Source organism: Mucilaginibacter sp. P4_A11 (genome assembly GCF_056402535.1).
Genome location: NZ_JBFUHE010000002.1, coordinates 452113 through 474195 on the forward strand (window position 1 = coordinate 452113; position 22083 = coordinate 474195).

Annotated in this window: 19 protein-coding genes; 13 read left to right on the top strand and 6 right to left on the bottom strand. The window is 41.7% G+C overall.

Translation table 11 applies throughout. The annotated features are described in order from the left end of the window. Window positions 1-120: 120 nt before the first annotated feature. The 10 genes from spt (at window position 121) to AC1DUD_RS05855 (ending at window position 12373) form a co-directional block, all read left to right on the top strand. Entirely contained in the window at window positions 121-1329 is a 1209-nt protein-coding gene (gene spt, locus AC1DUD_RS05810; RefSeq protein ID WP_477372518.1) for a serine palmitoyltransferase, read from the top strand. A gap of 104 nt (window positions 1330-1433) precedes the next feature. After that, window positions 1434-2552, top strand: coding sequence for a GNAT family N-acetyltransferase (locus tag AC1DUD_RS05815; RefSeq protein ID WP_477372520.1), 1119 nt, complete (start codon window positions 1434-1436; stop codon window positions 2550-2552). Continuing rightward, entirely contained in the window at window positions 2549-3535 is a 987-nt protein-coding gene (locus AC1DUD_RS05820) for an NAD-dependent epimerase/dehydratase family protein (RefSeq protein WP_477372522.1), read from the top strand. The genes AC1DUD_RS05815 and AC1DUD_RS05820 overlap by 4 nt, the downstream gene beginning before the upstream one ends. Window positions 3536-3568: 33 nt before the next feature. Continuing rightward, window positions 3569-4891, top strand: coding sequence for an inositol-3-phosphate synthase (locus tag AC1DUD_RS05825; protein ID WP_477372525.1), 1323 nt, complete (start codon window positions 3569-3571; stop codon window positions 4889-4891). A gap of 602 nt (window positions 4892-5493) precedes the next feature. Continuing rightward, a complete protein-coding gene (locus AC1DUD_RS05830) occupies window positions 5494-8058 on the top strand; it encodes a DUF5686 family protein (protein WP_477372527.1) in 2565 nt (854 codons plus the stop codon). A gap of 28 nt (window positions 8059-8086) precedes the next feature. Then, window positions 8087-8824 carry a CDP-alcohol phosphatidyltransferase family protein gene (locus AC1DUD_RS05835; RefSeq protein ID WP_477372529.1) on the top strand — a complete coding sequence of 246 codons (738 nt, stop codon included), beginning with the start codon at window positions 8087-8089 and terminating at the stop codon, window positions 8822-8824. A 275-nt stretch (window positions 8825-9099) separates the two neighbouring features. After that, window positions 9100-9723, top strand: a complete 624-nt coding sequence (locus AC1DUD_RS05840; RefSeq protein ID WP_477372531.1) for a sterol desaturase family protein — start codon at window positions 9100-9102, stop codon at window positions 9721-9723. Between the two features lies 1 nt (window position 9724). After that, window positions 9725-10660: a phosphatase PAP2 family protein gene (locus AC1DUD_RS05845; RefSeq protein WP_477372533.1), complete on the top strand. Its 936-nt coding sequence runs from the start codon at window positions 9725-9727 to the stop codon at window positions 10658-10660. Window positions 10661-10905: 245 nt separating this feature from the next. Next, window positions 10906-11706 (top strand): tetratricopeptide repeat protein, encoded by an 801-nt coding sequence (locus AC1DUD_RS05850; protein WP_477372535.1) that lies wholly within the window; start codon window positions 10906-10908, stop codon window positions 11704-11706. Between the two features lie 109 nt (window positions 11707-11815). Further along, window positions 11816-12373 carry a CAP domain-containing protein gene (locus AC1DUD_RS05855; RefSeq protein WP_477372537.1) on the top strand — a complete coding sequence of 186 codons (558 nt, stop codon included), beginning with the start codon at window positions 11816-11818 and terminating at the stop codon, window positions 12371-12373. A 97-nt stretch (window positions 12374-12470) separates the two neighbouring features. Here the strand turns inward: AC1DUD_RS05855 and AC1DUD_RS05860 are convergent, their stop codons facing one another. From AC1DUD_RS05860 to AC1DUD_RS05875, 4 genes are all read right to left on the bottom strand, one after another. Next, window positions 12471-12719 (bottom strand): DUF1456 family protein, encoded by a 249-nt coding sequence (locus tag AC1DUD_RS05860; protein WP_477372539.1) that lies wholly within the window; start codon window positions 12717-12719, stop codon window positions 12471-12473. A gap of 22 nt (window positions 12720-12741) precedes the next feature. Continuing rightward, window positions 12742-14043 carry a DEAD/DEAH box helicase gene (locus tag AC1DUD_RS05865; protein WP_477372541.1) on the bottom strand — a complete coding sequence of 434 codons (1302 nt, stop codon included), beginning with the start codon at window positions 14041-14043 and terminating at the stop codon, window positions 12742-12744. A gap of 269 nt (window positions 14044-14312) precedes the next feature. Next, on the bottom strand, window positions 14313-14582 hold the full coding sequence (locus AC1DUD_RS05870; RefSeq protein ID WP_477372543.1) for a hypothetical protein: 270 nt from the start codon (window positions 14580-14582) through the stop codon (window positions 14313-14315). A gap of 58 nt (window positions 14583-14640) precedes the next feature. Next, window positions 14641-15318 (bottom strand): pseudouridine synthase, encoded by a 678-nt coding sequence (locus AC1DUD_RS05875; RefSeq protein WP_477372545.1) that lies wholly within the window; start codon window positions 15316-15318, stop codon window positions 14641-14643. Between the two features lie 278 nt (window positions 15319-15596). Between AC1DUD_RS05875 and AC1DUD_RS05880 the strand changes: the two genes are divergently transcribed. Beyond that, window positions 15597-16745 (top strand): acyltransferase family protein, encoded by a 1149-nt coding sequence (locus AC1DUD_RS05880; protein ID WP_477372547.1) that lies wholly within the window; start codon window positions 15597-15599, stop codon window positions 16743-16745. 160 nt (window positions 16746-16905) lie between these two features. Here the strand turns inward: AC1DUD_RS05880 and rlmF are convergent, their stop codons facing one another. Both rlmF and AC1DUD_RS05890 read right to left on the bottom strand, forming a co-directional pair. Next, window positions 16906-17871 (bottom strand): 23S rRNA (adenine(1618)-N(6))-methyltransferase RlmF, encoded by a 966-nt coding sequence (rlmF, locus tag AC1DUD_RS05885; RefSeq protein WP_477372549.1) that lies wholly within the window; start codon window positions 17869-17871, stop codon window positions 16906-16908. A 23-nt stretch (window positions 17872-17894) separates the two neighbouring features. After that, entirely contained in the window at window positions 17895-18365 is a 471-nt protein-coding gene (locus AC1DUD_RS05890; protein ID WP_477372551.1) for a pyrophosphohydrolase domain-containing protein, read from the bottom strand. A gap of 268 nt (window positions 18366-18633) precedes the next feature. On the opposite strand from AC1DUD_RS05890, the gene AC1DUD_RS05895 reads away from it, so the two are divergent. Together AC1DUD_RS05895 and AC1DUD_RS05900 are read left to right on the top strand one after the other, a co-directional pair. Beyond that, a complete protein-coding gene (locus AC1DUD_RS05895) occupies window positions 18634-18948 on the top strand; it encodes a hypothetical protein (RefSeq protein ID WP_477372553.1) in 315 nt (104 codons plus the stop codon). 277 nt (window positions 18949-19225) lie between these two features. After that, the gene (locus AC1DUD_RS05900; RefSeq protein WP_477372555.1) at window positions 19226-22000 is read left to right on the top strand and encodes a TonB-dependent receptor; all 2775 of its coding nucleotides are present in this window, start codon (window positions 19226-19228) and stop codon (window positions 21998-22000) included. Window positions 22001-22083: the final 83 nt, after the last annotated feature.

Below are 22083 nucleotides of genomic sequence, written 5' to 3' on the forward strand. Positions count from 1 at the left end.
TGCTTCTTAAGTAGTATTGATACGTTAATAGGCATTATTTAAAAAAAATTTACACACACCGTATAAGTTATATGCTTATTCATGGTATTTTTACACAAAATTTAAGCAGAGTTAATATACATGGTTAAAAAACTACATGGGAAGATCGCTCAGTTTCAAGTAGCAAATATGCTGCGTGAACGGGGGTTATATCCTTATTTCAGGCCTATTGAGTCTGCACAAGACACTGAGGTAATTATTGACAACAAGCGGGTATTAATGTTCGGTTCTAACTCATACTTAGGCCTTACCAATCATCCAAAAATCAAAGAAGCTTCAAAAAAAGCAATTGACAAATATGGAACAGGCTGTGCCGGTTCACGTTTTTTGAACGGTACACTTGATATCCACATTGAGCTTGAAAACAGGCTGGCCAGCTATGTAGGCAAAGAAGCCACTGTTTTATTTAGCACAGGTTACCAGGTAAACCTTGGTGTACTTTCGTGCGTTACCGGCAGGAATGACTATATCATACTTGATGAGTATGATCATGCCTGTATCATTGATGGCAGCCGACTGTCGTTTTCAAAAGTGATCAAGTACGCCCATAATGACATGGCCGATCTGGAGCGCAAATTAAGCATACTTCCTGAAGATGCCGTGAAGATTATTGCCGTTGACGGTATTTTCAGCATGGAAGGCGATATCGTTAAATTGCCTAAAATTGTTGAGCTTGCCGATACTTATGGTGCTAATATCATGGTTGATGATGCACACAGCCTTGGTGTAATTGGTGATAAAGGTGCAGGTACCGCCTCACACTTTAACCTTACTAACGAGGTTGACCTCATCATGGGTACCTTCAGTAAATCATTAGCCTCATTAGGTGGTTTCATTGCCAGTGATCAGGATACTATTGATTATATCAAACACCGCGCACGTTCATTAATGTTCAGCGCAAGTATGCCTCCAGGCTCTGTAGCCAGCGTAATTGCAGCATTGGATATCATTGAAACCGAGCCTGAAAGGATTGAAAAACTGTGGGATAATACCAATTATGCCATGAAGCTTTTACTGGAAGAAGGTTTTGACCTTGGCCCTACCGAAAGCCCTATTTTGCCAATCTACGTTCGCGATAACGAAAAAACTTTCGCGGTTACCAAGCACTTGCAAGCTTCAGGTGTATTTGTTAATCCGGTTGTATCCCCTGCCGTTCCTTCCGATTCGTCGCTGCTTCGTTTCTCATTAATGGCTACCCATACTTTTGAGCAAATTGATGAAGCTGTTGAAAAACTTGCAAAAGCCTTTAAAGAAGTTGGTGTAAACGCTTCTGTTAAAGAAAAAATATAATGAATAATCCTATTGTGCATTTAGCTGCTTTTTTATTAAAGTAAGCTAAATGCACATTTTTATTTAAAGCAATACCAATTTGCTTTATCAATCATTTACCACACATGATTACAATAGTAACGGTTAAATCGAAAAAAGAACTGGCTTCGTTTATTGATTTTCCGCATGACCTGTATAAGGACGATCCTTACTATGTTCCGGAACTGTTCATAGCTCAAAGAGATCTCTTAACCAAACATCCTTTCCATAAGCACAATACCGTACAACCATTTTTAGCTTATGATGGAGATAAGATAGTTGGCCGGATAGCCGCCATCCTTAACAACGGTCATAACGAATACAGCCATGTTAACGATGGCTTTTTTGGTTTTTTTGATTGTATAAATGACACCATGGTTTCTGACCTCCTTTTTGAAACCGTTACCAAATGGCTTAAAGAAAAAGGCGTTACAGGCAAATTATTGGGCCCTACCAACTTTTCAACCAACGAGCCCTGCGGCTTATTGATAGAAGGTTTTGACAGTTCACCATTCCTGATGAACACCTATAATTTTGCTTATTACGCCAACCTGGTTGATCATTTTGGTTTTGCTAAAGATGTAGACCTGATAGGATGGCATTGGGAAGGGCAAGCCTATGATGATAAATCGGTACGTTTATTAAACGCGCTTGAAGATCGGTTAAAGCGCAACGATATCGTTATCCGTAAGATCAATCTTAAAAATTTCAAGGAAGAGGCCGTCAAGCTACGCGAAGTGTACAATTCGGCCTGGGATAAAAACACAGGTTTTGTACCCCTAACCAATGAGGAATATGATTACCTGGCCAAAGATCTTAAGCTGATCCTTGACCCTGATTTTGCCATCGTTGCCGAGCAGCACGGTAAGATAGTTGCGTTTGGCTTAGCTCTCCCTGATTATAATGACATTTTCAAGAAAATAAAACGCGGCAGGTTATTACCTACCGGTATTTTCAAATTGCTGTTTGGCAAAAAAAGCATCACCGGTATTCGCATTTATGCATTAGGTGTTATTGAAGAGTATCGTAAAATGGGCATCGAAGCCTGCTTATATGGCACCATTATCAAGGAATATAAAGCTAAAGGCTACAAGCACGCTGAAGCCGGCTGGACGCTTGAAAACAACGAGATGATGAACCGCGCCATTGAGGCAATCAAAGGCGATCCTTATAAAAAATACAGATTATATCAAAAAGCAATATGAGGGAGCGGGTTTTAATAACCGGTGCAAGTGGTTTTGTTGGATATCATTTAATTAAGGAGGCTTTACAAAACAATCTGGAGGTTTTTATAGCCGTCAGAAAAAGTAGTAAAATAAGTCACTTAAACGATTTAGATATTCAATATATTTACCCCGAGTTTAACAATAAGGAAACATTAAGTAAACAACTGGCGGAAATTAAGCCTGATTATATCATACACGCTGCAGGTGTAACCAGCGCCCGCTCCGAAGCCGAATATAACCGCATAAACGCTACGTATACTTATAACCTCGCTTCGGCAGCTTATGAAAGCTGTCCTGATTTAAAAAAGTTTGTACTTATTGGCAGCCTTGCTTCTGTTGGGCCGCTTAATTCGTTAACCGGTACTATAACCGAAGCCACCCCTCCGCATCCTGTCACGGCCTACGGCAGGAGCAAATTGCTTGCGGAAGAAAAGCTAAAAACGGTAACCGGCCTAAATTATACCATACTAAGGCCCACCGCGGTTTATGGACCAAGGGATACAGGCATATTTATATTTTTTAAACAGGTGGTGAGGGGCATTGAACCTTATATAGGTAATGCGCAGCAAAAGCTCAGCTTTATATATGTTAAAGACCTGGCCAAAGCAAGTATTAAAGCTTTGTATGGTGGTAATAATAAGACATTTAATTTAAGCGATGGTAATTTTTATGACCGTTATGAGTTAGGTAATATCACCAAAGATGTGCTAAAGCTTAAAACGCTCAAGTTTCATCTGCCTGTAAATTTTGTAAAAATCATTGCAGCTGTGTCTGAAAAAATAAGTTCTTTGAGCAACAAGGCTGCGATACTGAATATTGAAAAGCTTAATGAATTAACCGCCATTAACTGGAATTGTGATATTGAAGCAGCTAAATCCGACCTGGGTTTTTATCCTTTATACAATCTGCAAAACGGTATGGCCGAAACGCTAAAATGGTATAAAGCCAACAAATGGCTTTAGCCAGTTAATTTTAAATAAATAATAGTTACATAAATGAAAATCAACATTACACCTGCCAAAGGTAAGCTTGGTATCCTGATCCCAGGGTTAGGCGCCGTGGCAACTACCCTGATTGCCGGCGTTGAAGCCGTTAAAAAAGGCATCTCGCAGCCAATTGGCTCCCTTACTCAAATGGGCCACATACGCTTAGGAAAAAGGACCGAAAACCGTAATCCTAAAATTAATGAGTTTGTTCCGCTCGCTAACTTAAACGATTTAGTTTTTGGTGGCTGGGACGTTTATGAAGATAACGTATTTGAATCTGCATCAAACGCACAGGTGCTTGAACCAGGTCTGTTACAAGCAGTTAAAGCCGAATTGGAAGCTATAAAACCAATGAAAGCTGCGTTTGATAAAAACTATGCTAAGAACCTTGATGGTACCCACGTTAAAACCGGAACCAGGCTTGAGCTTGCCGAGCAGGTTATGGCAGATATCAAAAACTTTAAAGAGGCTAACGGTCTTGACAGGGTTGTTTTGGTATGGTGCGGTTCAACCGAGATCTATTATGAAGCATCGGCTGTACACCAGTCATTAGCTGCTTTTGAAGAAGGTTTGAAAAACGATGATAAACTGATCGCTCCAAGCATGATCTATGCTTATGCAGCTTTAAAATTAGGTGTACCTTTTTCAAATGGCGCTCCTAACTTAACGGTTGATATCCCGGCATTGATCGAGTTAGCTAAATTAACTAAAACCCCAATTGCAGGCAAAGACTTCAAAACTGGTCAAACCTTGATGAAAACTGTGTTGGCCCCAGGCCTGGCAGCACGTTCATTAGGTGTACATGGCTGGTTTTCGACCAACATTTTGGGTAACCGCGATGGCTGGGTGCTTGACGATCCGGATAACTTTAAAACTAAAGAGGTATCAAAACTGGGTGTGTTGGAAGATATCTTCAAACCTGAAGATAACCAGGAGCTTTATGGTAACATTTACCACAAGATCCGCATCAACTACTACCCTCCGCATGGCGATAACAAAGAGAGCTGGGATAACATAGACATTTTTGGCTGGTTAGGCTACAAAATGCAGATCAAGATCAACTTCCTTTGCCGCGACTCGATCCTTGCTGCCCCCATCGCACTTGACCTTGCTATCTTCAGTGACCTTGCAAAACGTGCGGGCATGAGCGGTATCCAGGAGTGGTTATCTTTCTACCTGAAATCGCCTCAAACAGCAGCTGGTTTACACCCTGAAAATGATATATTCAAACAACTGATCAAATTGGAGAATACGCTTCGTTACTTAATGGGCGAAGACCTGATCACCCACCTTGGTTTGGATTATTATGACGATATGTTCGCTACTGAATAATCGTTAAATTACTAAATACCGTCAAAACAGCCGTAAGCACTTGAATCCTGCTTCACGGCTGTTTTGTTTTTGTGAAGTAAAAAAATCACGACCGGGTAACATTATTTAGAAGCAATAGTCCTAACAGCACTAAATATTAAACTGTTAAATAATGTTATTTGTGTAACCTGCAAAGCCTTTGATCGATGATGAAAACCACAAAAAACAGCTAACTATCAGTATATTACGAAAATAATATCATTGTAAGCTCAAACAGCCGGCATACTAACTGCCAGTTAAAGCCGTTGTTTGGATTTACTTATAGTTACAAATTATGGTGTCATAAATAGCTGTAAACAATATTTGACTTTTTGACCACATTAGTCTGTTCTGATTTTTTTTACCTTTGGCTTGTTAATTGCAACCTCCGTAACAACCATCTGCCGGGAGTGTACAAAGTAGGGTAAGCGGGGAGAGATTCGGCAAACAGGGCAACAAAAAACATACAGGGGCGGGCATAATTAATCTGCCAAAAATATTTGAATAATTAATACATACCTCTTTATCCAATATAACAGTATTTAATTGAAAGGAAGTTTGTATTTGCACAATGCACAAAATACATGGATTGTAAAAAAATTTATAAAAGCTTATTTTTCTTAATACTGTTCTTTTCTGCTTCGGTATTATATGCACAGCAAACGGTTTTAACCGGTACTGTTATTGATGCCGGTAACAAGCAAACCTTGCCTTCTGTTAGTATTTCATTTACAGGTACTACAACCGGTACCACTACTGACCTTAATGGTAAATACCGCCTGGTAACAAGTAATCAGCAATACAAACAAATCAAAATTTCATTTTTAGGTTATAAAGATGCGTTTTTAGCTATTGTTCCCGGCAAAGAACAAGTTGTAAACGTAAAGTTATTCCCTGAATCCCAGCAGCTTAACGAAGTTGTGGTAAAATCGGGCAAAAAACCTAAATACCGTAATAAGGATAACCCGGCCGTTGAGTTGATTCGCCTGGTGATAGAAAACAAAGAAAAAAACCGTCCTGAAGCATACAACTATGTTGAATACAAGGAGTATGATAAAATGATGTTTGCCTTGAGCAACGTATCTGCTCAGTTTTCGGACAGGAAGTTTTTTCGCAAGTATAAATTCATTTTAGATAACCGCGACAGTACATTAATCCCGGGTAAATCACTCCTTCCTATTTACCTTGATGAAAAATTGCAGCAGGTTTATTATCGTAAAAACCCCGAAAAAACAAGGGAAAATATAACAGGGCAAAAAAGTGTGAACTTTGGCCCGGGTATTGACAATGAAGGCCTTACCCAATACTTTAAGCACTTATACAACAAGGTTGATATCTACACCAACAATGTATTTTTAATAACCAGCCAGTTTCTGAGCCCTATCTCTGATAACTCGCCTAATTACTATAAATACTTTATTGCAGATACAGTTCTTGATGAGCACAACAATAAGCTTGTAAAGCTTGATTTTACGCCACGTAATACAACAGATGTACTTTTTGAAGGAAGTATCTATATTACACTTGATGGTAATTACGCCGTACAGAAATGCGACCTAACCATCAATAAACATATCAATATCAACTTCATCAGGTCGATGACGGTGAACCTGGAGTTTCAGCAAAACCCCGATGGCCGCTATCATCTGAGCAAGAGCACCACCATTGCCGATTTTGGCGCATCAAAAAAAGACGCAAAGAGTGGTTTGTTTGGTATAAGGGCCATAACCTACAGTAATTATGTTGTTAATAAAGCACACCCTGATACAACCTACCAGGGATCGGAATACGCTGAATTAAGTGATGAAGTGAAGCACCGCCCCGAATCGTTTTGGCAGGAAAACAGGCCCGATACCTTAAGAACCGCCGAATCAAAAGTATACAAGAATATTGACAGCCTGCGTAACATGCCTTCGTTTAAGCGTACGGTTGATATAGCAACCCTCCTGCTTGCGGGTTACAAAGGCTTTGGTAAGTTTGAGTTAGGTCCGGCCAATACGTTTTACAGCTTTAACCCGGTTGAGGGTTTCCGTTTGCGTGTAGGCGGCAGAACTACGCCAGACTTGAGCAAGCGCTACTATTTTGAAACTTATGCGGCCTATGGTTTTAAAGATGAGCGCTGGAAGTACTTTTTAAGTGCAACCTACTCGCTTAACGATAAATCCATCTATCGCTTCCCGCAAAACTATATCAGGGCAAGTTTTCAGCGTGATACCAAGATCCCCGGCGCTAACCTGCAGTTTGTACAGGAGGATAACTTCCTGCTATCATTTAAGCGTGGTGTAAACGATAAGTTTCTGTATAACGACTTTTACAGGTTTGATTATGTACATGAATTGGAAAGCCATTTTTCTTACGCCGCAGGCTTTAAAAAGTGGACACAAGAACCGGCCGGATCATTGTATTTTGACAATATCATCAATGATCTGCCAAACTCTATCCATCATTTAACCACTACCGAGCTTACTGCAAGCGTACGCTGGGCACCGCATGAACAGTTTTACCAGGGCAAAATCTACAGGATCCCTATCCCTAATAAATACCCTGCTTTTGAGCTCGATTACGCTGCTGGTATTAAAGGCTTATTTGCCGGCGAGTATAATTATCAAAAGCTTGATTTCCGTGCCGATAAACGTTTCTACTTTTCGCAGTTAGGTTATGCGGATATCAATGTTTCGGCAGGTAAAATTTTCGGTTCGGTACCATACCCATTGTTAACCATACACCGTGCCAACCAAACTTATGCATATGACATCGACTCATACAACTTAATGAACTTTTTGGAGTTTGTGAGTGATAAATATGCAAGCTTCAGGATCGACCAGCACTTTAGCGGTTTCTTCTTCAATAAAATACCATTGTTAAAGAAGCTGAAATGGCGCGAAACAGCATCCGTAAAAGTATTATACGGAGGTTTATCTGATCAGAATAATCCGTCAATACATCCGTCATTATACCAATTACCTGTTGGCACCGATGGCGTGCCGATCACTTATACATTAGGTAAAACACCTTATGTTGAAGGTAGTGTTGGTATTGAAAATATATTTAAATTTATACGCGTAGATTTTGTAAGACGCTTTAACTACCTTGACCAGCCAAACGTTGCCCAATGGGGATTGCGGACAAGGCTTAAATTTGACTTCTAAACATCATACCTAAATAGCAGAGAGAAAAATGGAACAGCAAACAACCACACTTAGAAGATCGTTCAGAACCAACCTACAGTTAGGTATTTATAAGGTTATTGATCCGTTTGTGAAGATCCTTATAAAAATAGGCTTAACCCCCAATGCCGTTACTACTATAGGCTTCGTGCTTAACGTAGGCGTGGCAGGCATATTTATTTTAGGCGCTGAAGAAGGCAACCGCGGCGACCTGAGCTATGTTGGCTGGGCAGGCGGTTTGATCCTTTTTGCAGGTTTATTTGATATGCTTGACGGACAGGTAGCCCGCTTAGGTAACATGAAATCAACCTTTGGTGCTTTGTATGACTCGGTACTTGACCGCTACAGCGAGCTGATCATGTTCCTGGGAATCTGCTATTACCTGGTGGCCCACCATTACTTCCTGAGCTCGATAGCTGCCTTTATTGCGCTTATCGGTTCAATGATGGTTAGTTACGTACGTGCCCGTGCCGAAGGTTTAGGCGTTGAAATTAAAGGCGGTTTAATGCAAAGACCAGAGCGTGTAGTCACTATCGGTTTATGTGCCGCACTTTCAGGTATACTGGCCCAATATATTGGTGGTAACTATAAATTATTTATCCCTGGCATCAAATTTCATGTATTTGAAACCATATCGATATTTACAATTCCGCTGGTAATACTTGCAGTTTTAACCAACATCACCGCATTTAACAGGTTAAGAGACGCTAAAAAAGCTTTAACGAAACTGGAAGAAGGCGAGGAATAGTTTTCAGTTGGCAGTGGCAGTTTGCAGCTTCAAGGTCGACAATATAAGCTTAAATTCTTGACGTAAAACTTTCGGCTCAAGACTTAGAACTTCTAACTTACAACTACCGGCAAAATATCATATCTTCGTAACAATAAAATAAAGGCATTTACACTTAGCAATATCTTTGCTAAAATTGCCTTTTGTTGGTTAAAGGCCAGCCATCTTTAATAAATTAAAAATACACCATAACAGGCAGAGAGATCCTAAAAACATTTTAACCCCTGATTATAACAATGAAAAAGAAATATATATCCAACTCGCAGGAGTCTGTGCGAATGTTCAAAAGCGATTTTTTTGAAGGCTTATCAAAGGTACACTACACCGTACCCTTGTATATTTTTGTGCCCGTTATTGGATATTGCAGCTATAAATTCTTTGATTTAGGGTTAGACGTATTAACCTATTTCGGCTTGTTCATCTTCGGCTTGTTCATCTGGACCATCACCGAATATATTATGCATCGCTTTATTTTCCATTACCAGCCAAGCGAAAAGCTGGAATGGGCACAGCGCCTGCATTTTATTATGCACGGTGTACACCATGATTACCCGAGCGACGCCAAACGTTTGGTATTGCCACCCTCATTAAGCATTCCGCTGGCTACAGGCTTTTTCTTTTTGTTTAAATGGATGTTACCTGTAAACTATATTTGGGGCTTTTTCCCGGGTTTTATTTTAGGCTACTTGTTTTATGACATATCTCACTATGCCATGCATCACTTTAATTTTAAAAGCGGGTTGTTCAAAAAAATAAAACAACACCATATGCTGCACCACTACCAGGATCCTGAAAAGGGTTACGGTGTAAGCTCACCTTTCTGGGATAAAATTTTCCGTTCAGATTTCTTAAAAAAATAGCATGACCGATGCCAACAATGGTGTCACGATAAATATCCGCTCGATAATTATTGTTTCGCTGCTTTCTATTGCTTACCTGGCGTTTTCAACCTTTTTAATAGGTTATAAACCCGATGAGCTAACATTGGTGGTCATTTTCAACATCTTGTTTTATGCCTCGGCGATAACCCGCAAGTTTATATTAGGCTTCACTATTTTCATAGTTTACTGGATCATTTTTGATTACATGAAGGCCTTCCCCAATTACAACTACAACCCGGTACATATTGCCGAACTTTATAATGCCGAAAAACACCTGTTCGGCATCCATTTTAACGGCAAACTGCTTACACCCAACGAATACTGGCTGGCTAACAGTAACACCTTTATTGATGTGGTATCGGGCCTGTTTTATTTGTGCTGGATCCCCGTACCGCTGGGCTTTGCCGCTTACCTGTTCTTTAAAAACAAAAAGCAGTTTCTCAATTTCTCTTTAACCTTTGTTTTGGTGAATATACTGGGCTTTATAGTTTATTACACCTACCCTGCTGCACCACCATGGTTTGTTCAGTATCATGGCTTTCATTTTATTCCATTAACCATGGGTAACACTGCAGGGCTTGCCAGGTTTGACGCCTATTTTCATGCAGGCATTTTTAAAAATATTTACACCAAAGGTTCAAACGTTTTTGCAGCTATGCCATCCCTGCATTCCTCCTACCCGGTTATAGTGCTTTACTACGGCTTAAAAAACAGGCTGGGGCTTGCTAATATCTTTTTTGCTATTGTAACTGTTGGCATCTGGTTTACGGCTGTATATGCAAGCCATCACTACGTGCTTGATGTGCTGGCCGGAATCACCTGTGCCGCATTAGGAATCACATTGTATAACGTGTTGTTAAAGAAATTCGCCGGATTACGATCTGCTTTAAACAATTACGAACGCGTGATTTCCTAAGCACCACAATTCGGCATAATCTTCTTTTATATACACATTTAACTGTTTAAGTTGTTGCTGTGGAAAACAACCGAACAATTGTTAATTAATATTTCCAGGCCTATCTTCCTGAAAAACAGCCAATACAGCTCAAAAACAAACAAAAAGCCACAACGCTTCGATGAACACACATTAAAGCAAACTTAAACAGGCACGCTATTTGCCTAATTATAAGCAGATTATTGTATTTTCGAGTAATCTGTTATATGAAGAGACTTATTACCTTACTTTTTATTCTGACAGCCACCCTTAAATTATCTGCACACGCAAGTGATCTGGATAGTCTTAAGCAAAAATTACAGCTTACCGGCGACTCCTTAAAAGGCCCTATCTATACCCAGATAGCCGCATATTATTTGAACTACGACACCGTATCAACCCGGCGGATGAAATACTATTTTCAAACCGAGGCGCTTAATTACACCATGCTTGCCCTGCATAATTACTCTAATTATAATGACACTTTAGGCTTGCGTACAAGCTTTAACGCGCTGGCGAAGGTTTACCGTTCGCAGCGTAAATTTAGCCAGGCTAAATGGTTCATATTGCAATCGAACACCATATCAAGGCAAATAAAGGATACGCTTAACATCATCAATTCGCTTATTGAGTTGGCAGGCATTAAAAGCGATATAAAGGATTATAAGCTGAGCAAGAAAGATCTGAACGATGCCCTCGCTCTATCACTCAAAACCCACGACCCTAAAAAGGAATCGGTAGTACAGGTAGGCTATGCCGAACTATACAGGAAAATGAACGATTACGATAAAGCTGCCGAGGCCATAAAACGTCATGAGTTTCTGGACGACAGCCTAAACCAGGTTACTGTCGACAGTATTGCTAAAGTAGTTGCTGCAGATTCGATCAAGATCAAAAAGCAGGATTCGGCTATAGCGAAAAAAAAAGTATATACCAGCAATTCCAGGCGCAGGCCAATGCTAAGATACGCAAGGCACATAACGTCATTGTCGTTCTCATCGTCATCACTCTTATTCTCGTCGTTATAACCATCGTTATCATTTACAGGCGAAAGAAATCTGGCCACTGGCGTTCAGTTATCAGGCGACCTAAACAATAATTTAAACCACAAGCGTTTAAAACTGTCAAAGCATTACGATGAAGAAGTTGATAGTATTTTTTGCTGGGTTGATGTGTCTTGGTAACGCCTATAGCCAAAGCAGCAGAAATTTCAGGACAGAGTTTTTAAACAGCATTAATGCCAACCGCCAAAAAGGCTGCAATTGCGGCAGCAAATACTTTCCGCCGGCCCCTCCCCTTACCTGGAACAATGACCTGGAAGATGCCGCTGCAGGCCACGCCAAAGATATGTCCCGTCAAAACTATTTCAGTCATGATAGTAAAGACGGCCGCAGTATGGAAGACCGGATTGTTTACGCCGGATATAAGTTTAAAGGCTTCAAGAGTTTCGCTATAGGCGAAAACATTGCACAAGGCCAGCAAAGTATTGCAGAAGTAATGGCCGGCTGGTTTAAAAGCGAAGGCCACTGCCGCAACCTCATGAACCCCGATTTTAAAGAAGTTGGTGTAGCCGAATATAAAACCTACTGGGTACAGGATTTTGGTGGCCGTACCTCATTTTCGGCACAACAACAAAGGTTGATTAAATCAGGTAGATACAGGCTAATTCAGGAAAAACCTGTAGAAGGTCATTGATGTTGTCTGAACTCGAATTAAACGAATTAAAGGAATTTATTGAAGTTGCTAAGCATTCTGTCCATTACTTTAATTCAATAAATTCCGGTTCAGACAATTATTTCCCTTCTTCAGTCTTCGGTTTTGGCTCCCTTGGGCCGCGTTTGTAAATGATAAGGCCGTTAAGGAAATTACGCAGGATCTGGTCACCGCAAGGTTTAAAGTTGGGGTGATCATCGGCACGAAATATAGCACCTATCTCGGCTTTGGTGATCCTGAAGTTGACAAGCTCTAAAACTTTGATGATATCATCATCAGTAAATTTCATAGCCACCCGCAGCTTTTTCATGATATCGTTATTGCTCATTGTATCTATCTTTTTAACAAAATTACCTCGAAATTTCCATCTTCACCTTTTTGCCTTTAATTTTTTCGGCTTTTACCTGTTTTACTACACCTTCTATTTTGTCGCGTTTGATGGCAGCATATGATGAGTAGTCAAGCACTTCTATCAGGCCGAGGTCGTCCTTTGCCAAACCGCCTTTTTTGAGCAGTAGGCCTACTATATCTACTTTGTTAACCTTATCCTTTTTCCCGGCGGCTATGTACAAAGTAACCCACGGCGACGCCGGCGGATAGATCAGCTTTTCGGGCAGTTGCTCTACCTCAGGCAATTCTTTTAAGTAAGGTAGTTTTTCGTCAGGCGTGAGCATCAGGTATGATGTCCCTTTAGCGTTCATTCGCGCTGTGCGGCCATTGCGATGTAAAAATGCTTCCTCATTGTGCGGCAACTGGTAATGCACTACATATTCTATCTCTGGGATATCCAGGCCGCGTGAAGCAAGATCGGTAGTGATCAGCAAACGGTGACTGCCATTCCTGAATTTTAACAGGGCACGTTCACGATCGTCCTGTTCCATACCGCCGTGAAAAACATCGTGCTCCAGTCCCTTATACCAAAGCAGCTCGCTGATCCGGTCGACCGCCTCTCTGTGGTTACAAAATACCAGGGTTGCTTTATTCCCGATTTTACAGATGAGGGCAAACAAAGCGTCCAGCTTATCGGCGGCTTCGGATATCACAGCTTTCTGTTTTATATCTGGCGCGGAAGTTACATTACTTAAAAAATTCACTTCAACAGGCTTGGTGATACCGGTAAATTCCGGGATCTCGTTCATTTTAGTTGCCGAAGTAAGGATCCGCTTTTTAACGGCAGTCAACTGCCTGATGATATAAGCCATATCTTCCTGGAAACCAAACTCAAGCGCCTTATCAAACTCATCCAGGATGAGGGTACGCACAGTATCGGTACTGAAATTCTCTCCGCGCAGGTGAAAGGCAATCCGGCCCGGTGTACCAACCAAAACTGCAGGCGGATGTGAAAGGTTATTACGCTCAATTTTTACGGCATGACCGCCATAACAGCAGTTGATCTTAAAGCCGGTTCCCATAGATTTCCAAACCTGTTCAATTTGCAAAGCAAGCTCTCGCGATGGTACCAGGATCATTACCTGTACCGTAGTAACTCCCGCATCAAGCAGGTTAAGCAGCGGCAATAAAAAACCAAGTGTTTTTCCCGAACCTGTAGGTGATAAAAGGATCACATCACCCTTTTTGGCGGCACTAAGCGCGGCAAGCTGCATGGGGTTAAGGGCAGTTATGCCGAGATTACTCAATGCCTTATCAATCATGATTTGTTTTGTTGAGGCGCAAAGATACGGTAAATATTATTGGCACTATTAAGTAGTATTGCCCGTGCAAGCTTGCGCAGGTTTAAGCGTCCACGCCATAACCGTTAACTTAAGGCAAAAAAGCGCGGGCTTGTGCGATTCCCCTCTTGAGAGGGGTGGAGGGGTGTGTTTCTGCTTTAATAAGCTTGTAGCAGGAACACACACCCGCTACCGCTCATTCCTCCGCGCCCCCTCTCAAGAGGGGAGTTTTTCTTAGTTACCTAACACTCCTACTCCGCTACCTCGGCGCTAAAATTATGTTTGATAAACCTTGCTACCTTCTTTGCTTCCCGATGGCTTAAATCGCCCATACAGGTATATTCCCACTCGTGCATATCATCGTCAAAAACAATATCTCCAAGATCTGTTTCGCCCTCACTTAACCTGAACACACCCATTGCATACACTTGTGTGCCGGGTATCAGCTGGTGTACCGCTTCAATGCTGATCTGGCGAATACCATCCTCGGTATCCAGATCATAAATCACCGACTTTTCCATGTATCAACTACAATTTCAAAGCGGTTTTGTTTAAATATTTGCCTTAAGATTAATATGCTTACCAGCTCATGATCTCGATAACACGGGCAAATTCTGGTTGAAGTGCGGCTTCTATTTTCACGTCCTCGCTGGTTACCGGATGTTTAAAGGCCAGCTGCGAGGCATGCAGCAACATGGTGGTCATTTCCCATTGTTCTAAAAACAATTTATTTTGTTTATTACAGCCGTGGGTACGGTCGCCTATAATGGGGTGAAAAATATGGCTCAGGTGCTTGCGCAGTTGGTGCATCCGCCCGGTAGTGGGAACAGCCTCAACCAATGAGTAGCGGGAAGTAGTATGTTTGCCAAAGGCGATATTAAGTTCGGCACGTTTGAGGGTAGTGTAACTGGTAAATGCGTCCTGTAGGGTGCCGTTTTCTTTGCGCAACGGATAATCTATATCCTCTGCGTCGGGTGTATGGCCCCGTACTATGGCCAGGTATCTTTTGCTCACCTGGTTTTCCATAAAAGCCTTTTGCATGGCAATTTCCACTTCTTTATTAAAGGCAAAAAGCAGGATACCCCCGGTTTTACGGTCGATACGATGTACGGGATTAACTTTCATACCAATCTGATCGCGGAGCAATTGCAGGGCAAATTCTGAAGCATCGGCCGCTATGGATGAACGGTGTACCAGTAAGCCGTGCGGTTTATTGATGGCAATCAGGTGCTCATCGCGGTATATGATCTCTAACATTGACATAGTTACAAGGCTGCGAATTTACGGCAGCATTTTGGTTTTATTTTGGAAACCTTTTAAAATCTCAACGTAGAGACGCATAATTGCGTCTCCCGCATCCAAATTGCGGTGGGTTAACGCTGTGCAAAACGGTGTTTCCTACGGGAGACGCAATTATGCGTCTCTACAATGAAATCTTTTTAAACCTCTTTTAAAAGTTCACAGATGTAAAAAAATAATTTTAAATAGTATGGCTTTTACTATCTTTAGTTCATACCTAAAATACAATTAAACTAATGGCTACCACAGCAAACCAGGCAAGCGCCAAACAGGCCGACGATATAAACGCGGCCCCTACCCGCTTATTTTCATTGGATGCCCTTCGGGGTTTCGATATGTTTTGGATCATGGGCGGCGAAGAGATCTTTCACGGTATGGCCAAAGCTACCGGCGCACCTTTCTGGGGCGCAATTGCTAACCAGTTTACCCATCCCGATTGGAACGGTTTTCACCTGTATGATCTTATTTTTCCGCTATTCCTGTTTATGGCCGGTGTATCAACCCCGTTTTCTGTTGGGCGCGAACTGGAGAAAGGAAAAACCCGCCAGCAGTTACTACTACGGGTTATAAAACGGGCATTTATTTTAGTGCTGCTTGGCCTTGTAGTAAATAACGGAATAAAAATTATGCCGATTTCGGAGATCCGGTTCCCGAGCGTACTCGGCCGTATCGGTGTTGCTTATATGTTTGCCAACATCATTTACCTGTACAGTAAAGAGCGCTGGCAGATGTTTTGGTTTGCCTTTTTCATCATCGGCTATTGGCTGCTGCTTAAGTTTACCTCTGCTCCGGGCTTCCCTATTGGCGACCTTACCATGAAAGGCAACTTCGCCTCATACGTTGATCGCAGCATTTTACCGGGCCGCTTGTATTTAGGCATCCACGACCCCGAAGGACTTTTCTCAACCATCCCGGCAATCAGCACCGGCATATTGGGAATACTTACCGGTATCCTGCTTAAAAAAGGCGGGATTACGCAAATGCGCAAAGTAGCCACCATGGCTGTGGTTGGTGTGATCTTTCTGATTCTCGCCCAGATCTGGAACCTTGATTTCCCGATCAACAAAAACCTGTGGACAAGCTCATTTGTGCTGCATGTAGGCGGTTTAAGCTTATTGCTGATGGCATTGTTTTACTATATCATTGATGTAAAAGGATATAAGAAATGGGCATTTTATTTCAGGGTGATAGGTATGAACTCCATTCTCATTTATATCTCCGGTCACTTCATTAAATGGGATTATACCAACGAAGGTTTCTTTGGATGGATAGGTCAGTTAGTAGGCGATCCATTTAACATTGTGGTAATGGCAATTTGCTATGTGATGGTAAAATGGATCTTCCTATATTATTTATATACCAAGAAGACATTTTTGAGGGTGTAATCTGAACCATGATTTATGGGATTAGAGGATTACATGATACAGGCATATCGTGAAAATCTTTCAATCCCATAAATCATGGTTCAAAAATAAAGGTATGGGGCAATCCTTTAATCCCATAAATCATGGTTTAGATATCAGGAACGTCCTAAAATCCTACTAATCATGGTTCTGTTTGTTTACCCCACGCCTGCTGTTCCTCAGGAGTCAAAAATGTCCAGGCCATGATACGGCTTGCTTTTTGGCCTTGCGACATATTGATGGTTTGCACATCTTTTACGCCTTCATTTTGAAGGGCATTGTATAAGATGCGGAGATTTTCTTTTTTTGATACCAGCGTGGTAAACCACAAAACCTGTTTTTCAAAAGTCTTGCTTTGCGCAGCCATCAGCTTCAGGAAAGCGGCCTCACCGCCGGGATACCAAAGCTCGGTATTTTGGCCTCCGAAATTAAGTATAGGTTGTTTATCCTTTCTTAAACCCAAATTATCCCATTTACGGGCCGAACCGGCAGCCGCTTCTTTAGCCGAAGCATGGAACGGTGGATTGCAGATAGTAAGATCAAATAATTCGCCGGGCTTGATGATCCCTTTAAAGATATCTGCCTTTTTACTTTGCTGCCTTAACTCCACGGCAACCTTCAAATGGCTGTTTTGCTCAATAATGCCTTGTGCCGATGCCATAGCCTCCAGTTCGAGCTCGGAACCAACAAAGTTCCAGCCGTACTCTTTGAAACCTACTATAGGGTAAACAAGGTTAGCACCCGTTCCGATATCAAGCACACGCACTTTCCGGCCTTTACGCACAACACCCGCATTAACAGACGCAAGCAGATCTGCCGCATAGTGAATATAATCTGCACGACCTGGTATAGGCGGGCACAAAAAGCCTTCGGGGATATCCCAATGATTTACACTGTAATAATGCTGCAACAACGCCTTGTTAAGCATTTTTACCGCCTCCGGATTGGCAAAATTGATAGTAAAATTATCGTATTCATTAGTACGCACAAATTGCCTTAAGGCTGGCGTAGTTTTTATTAATGCCTTAAAATCATACCCCTCGCGGTGTTTGTTGCGTGGGTGCATATTGGTTTTAGCCTCAGGCTGATTGGGTTCTTGTGCTGACAATGGAATAGTGTTTTGATATATAATTAACCTACGATCCCTTTCAGATCGGCAGGTGAATAATTAATAGATTTTAATGTTTTATGATCAGATGTACGGTACACCAGGTAAAGACCGTCTATTTCTTTATAATACGCATCTGTATTGGCCGTGTTTTTATAATGCTCGATGGTTTTCTCGGCCTCTTCAATTGTTTTGCAGGCTTTGCTCATGTTTGAGCGGTGCACCTCATCAAACAGTTCCTTGAATTTTGAACCAAGACCAAACTCCAATACAGCTCCCGACAATACATATTGCAAATCGCAAAGGGCATCGGCTACTTCAACCATGTTATTATCATCAACGGCCTGTTGCAACTCTTTTAATTCTTCGGCTATAAGCTCAATACGCAGATCGCTGCGTCCTTTTGAGGGTATTGCAGGCTTTTCAACTATAGGGTGCTTAAAAGTGGCATGAAACTCGGCTACCTGTGTTAATGCGCTTAAATCTTTGATCATGTTGTTTTAGGGCGATAAATAAACGGCTAAGTTATGAATTAACTTAAAGGCTTTCAAAAAATTAGTGTAAGCCGCACCAAACAACAACATTATAAAACGAATAAATAAATAAGAAGCGTCACACTAATAGCATTGATTATCAATTAATAAAAACTTAACATATATAACACTTGTTAACATAAACATAATATTAAAAGCACATTATATTAACCTACCTTTGCAATTCGAAGAAAAAACTCTGCTTCGATTGATTTTCTAATCCATTCACATGAAAAATATAAAAGATAAAGCCGCTACCAAGCAAGCACGCAAAGCTCTTAAAAAACAATTAAAAGAAAAATTAGTGATCCAGATTGAAACCCTGGTGAGTGAATTTGGCCCTGATATCAGCAAGGCTAAAAAAGCTATCGACAAAGCTGCAAAAAACCTGGCAAAAACATTGGCTGGTAAATTAAGCCCTGAAGTACACGCAGCACCTGCTGAGCCGAAAGTAAAAAAAGAGAAAAAAGCTGCAGAAGCTACTCCTGTAAAAGTCGCTGCAACTAAAAAAGCTAAAATTACCGAGCCTGAAAAAGCTGTTTAAATAAAAAATTAGCAAATAAAATACATTCCGTTTATTTTTTGAATCCAAAAAAGCCATTTATTAAAGATTTACCCTCTTTGATAGTTGGCTTTTTTATAATTTCATAAATAATACATTAAAAAAACAGATGAACACCATAATATTTTAATCAATTTCAAATAAAACATAATTTCTAATATAAATTTTCGAATAAAATAGATGAAATATTGATAATTGTTTAATAATTATTAACTTAGGTTAAGTAAACATTATTATTTCAGTCTCATCCCCCCATTTTATGAAGAAAATTTTACTATTAACCTTTATTTTGCTAACCATAACTCCCCTGTTAGCATTAGCACAAAAGAAAACCATAACCGGAACCGTTACCGACGCTGCAAACAACGCTCCAATGCCCGGAGTATCGGTACACATTAAAGGAAGTAATTTAGGCACCAGCACCAACGCAAAAGGGATATTCTCCATTTCGGCAGCAGCAACTGATGAATTGGTTATAAGCTACACGGGTTACAAAACCTTAACAGTAGCCATCAGCGGGCGCAGCAAAATTGATATTACCCTGGTTGGTGATGTAGCCCAGTTAAATGAAGTAGTATTAATAGGTACACGGTCGGCCGGGCGGGTAAAGCTGGAAACAGCCGTACCTGTTGATATCGTTAATGTAGGCAAAGCTGCCTCGGTAACCGGCCGTATGGATATAACCGACATCCTTAATTATTCGGCCCCTTCATTTAATTACAATAAACAATCGGGCTCGGATGGTGCCGACCACGTTGAACTGGGTACTTTACGCGGTTTGGGCCCCGATCAAACCCTGGTTTTGGTAAATGGCAAGCGCCGCCACTCCACCGCTTTCGTTTCTGTATTCGGTACGCGCGGTCGCGGCAACTCCGGGGTCGACCTGAGTTCTATCCCCACAGCATCTATTGATAGGGTTGAGATCCTCCGCGACGGTGCTTCGGCTCAGTACGGATCTGACGCTATTGCGGGTGTTATCAATCTTGTGTTAAAGAAAACTACCGGTGTGTTTAATGCAAACGTTGGCTACTCCGGTTATTATGACCCTGCCTTTAACAGCGATAAAAGCGTTGTTGCTTCGCAATATCCGCATGGCGGCGCTATCGATGGTAATGGCATTACCATTGATGCCAATTATGGTTTAGCACTTGGTAAAAATGGTGGCTTCATCAACTTTACCGGCGATTATGCCAAAAACGGTAAAACCTTCCGTCAAACACACGATACTACAACCTCAAACCCTAAAGCATTGCCTATAAATCCTTACAGGCGTGCCAATGGTGATGGCTCGGCGGAGAGCGGTACATTCTTTTTCAATCATGAATCGCCGCTTGCAGGTACCCGTACAACTTTGTACAGCTTTGGCGGCTACAGTTATAAAGCATCTGACGATTATGCTTTCACCCGTAATTTCTCTGGTCGTCCTGAACGTTTCCCTACAGACAACAGCGGCAACATAATCCCTGTTAGCGGCATTATTTTTAACACTCCTGATGGCGAATCCTATTATAACCCCATCATCCGCACCCACAATACCGATATCGCTGTAGCAGTTGGTGCCAAAGGTACTTTGGGCGATGCCTGGGACTGGGACCTGAGCAATAACATCGGTAATAACAAATTTCACTTTTTTGGCTATAAAACATTCAATGCCTCTTTAGGGGCCGATAAAACCAATTTTGACGATGGCGGATCGGAGTTTTTACAAAACACCAGCAACCTGAACATCAACAAGCATTTTGGCAATGTAATGCAGGGCCTTAACCTTGGTTTTGGTGGCGAATACCGTTACGAGCGCTACAAGATCTTTTCGGGCGAGGAAGCTTCGTATAAGAACTATGATCCAACCGGTGTAAAAGCGGCCGGCTCGCAGGGCTTCCCCGGTTATCAGCCAAGCGACGCGGTAAGCGCCCACCGCTCGGTAGAAGGTGTATACGTTGATCTCGAGGGTGATATCACTAAAAAATGGCTGGTCGATTTTGCCAACCGCTACGAACATTACAGCGACTTTGGTTCAAACTTTAATACCAAACTGGCAACACGTTATAAAATCACTGAAAACTTTAACATCCGCGGTTCATTAGGTACAGGTTTCCGCGCGCCATCATTACAGCAGATCAATTACAGCTCAACCTTTACCAATGTACAAGGCACCGTAATATCTGAAGTTAAGATAGCGCCAAACTACAGCCCTATCACCAAAGCGGCCGGGATCCCTAACCTTAAACAGGAAAAATCAAAAAATGCCGGCCTGGGCTTTACCTTTAAACCGTTGCCTGGGTTAAGCTTTACTGTTGACGGATACTATATTAAAGTTACCGACCGCGTAGTGCTTTCGGGCCAGTTCAGTGCCGATGACGATACCCTCGACCCTACATTTACCGATGCTCTCAAAAACCTGCATGTAAGTTCTGCCCAGTTTTTTGCTAATGCCGTAAACACCACCAACAAAGGTTTGGACGTAGTAATTGAATACAATAAAACTATTGGGGCTAATAGGTTCAGGGTACTGTTTACCGGTAACTTCCAAACCATGAAGATTAACAAGGTAAATTATCCTCCAATATTGGGTACTACCGCCGCCCTGCGCGAAACCTTTTTGAGCGAACGTGAAAAGAAATTTATCCTTGCATCGGCCCCGCCTCAAAAACTTAGCTTAAATCCCGAGTTTAGCCACAAAAGCTTCACCGTAGGCACCCGCTTTACCTACTTTGGCAAAGTTGTGATTGATGGCTACGGCGATGGCACTACCCTCACCCCTACTGTACCAACCGATAATGGTTCAGCCCAACTGCCAGATCAGTACATCTATAGCGGCAAAGTGGTGAGCGACTTGTATTTCGCTTACAAAGTGGCCAAATCGGTTCGTTTATCCATTGGTGCCGATAACATTTTTAACGTACACCCCGATCTTGCTTATGTAAAAGGCGCTAAAGGATATGCCTTCAACAACGAACCATCAGGCCCGTTTGATGCGGTGCAAATGGGTGAAAACGGCCGCCGCTTGTTTGCAAGAGTAGGCTTTACATTTTAAAACTATTAACTAACTGACCTCATAGCTTCAGCTGCCCCGGCTTTCCGGGGCGGCTTTTTTTATTTTAATGATCTATAAATTTT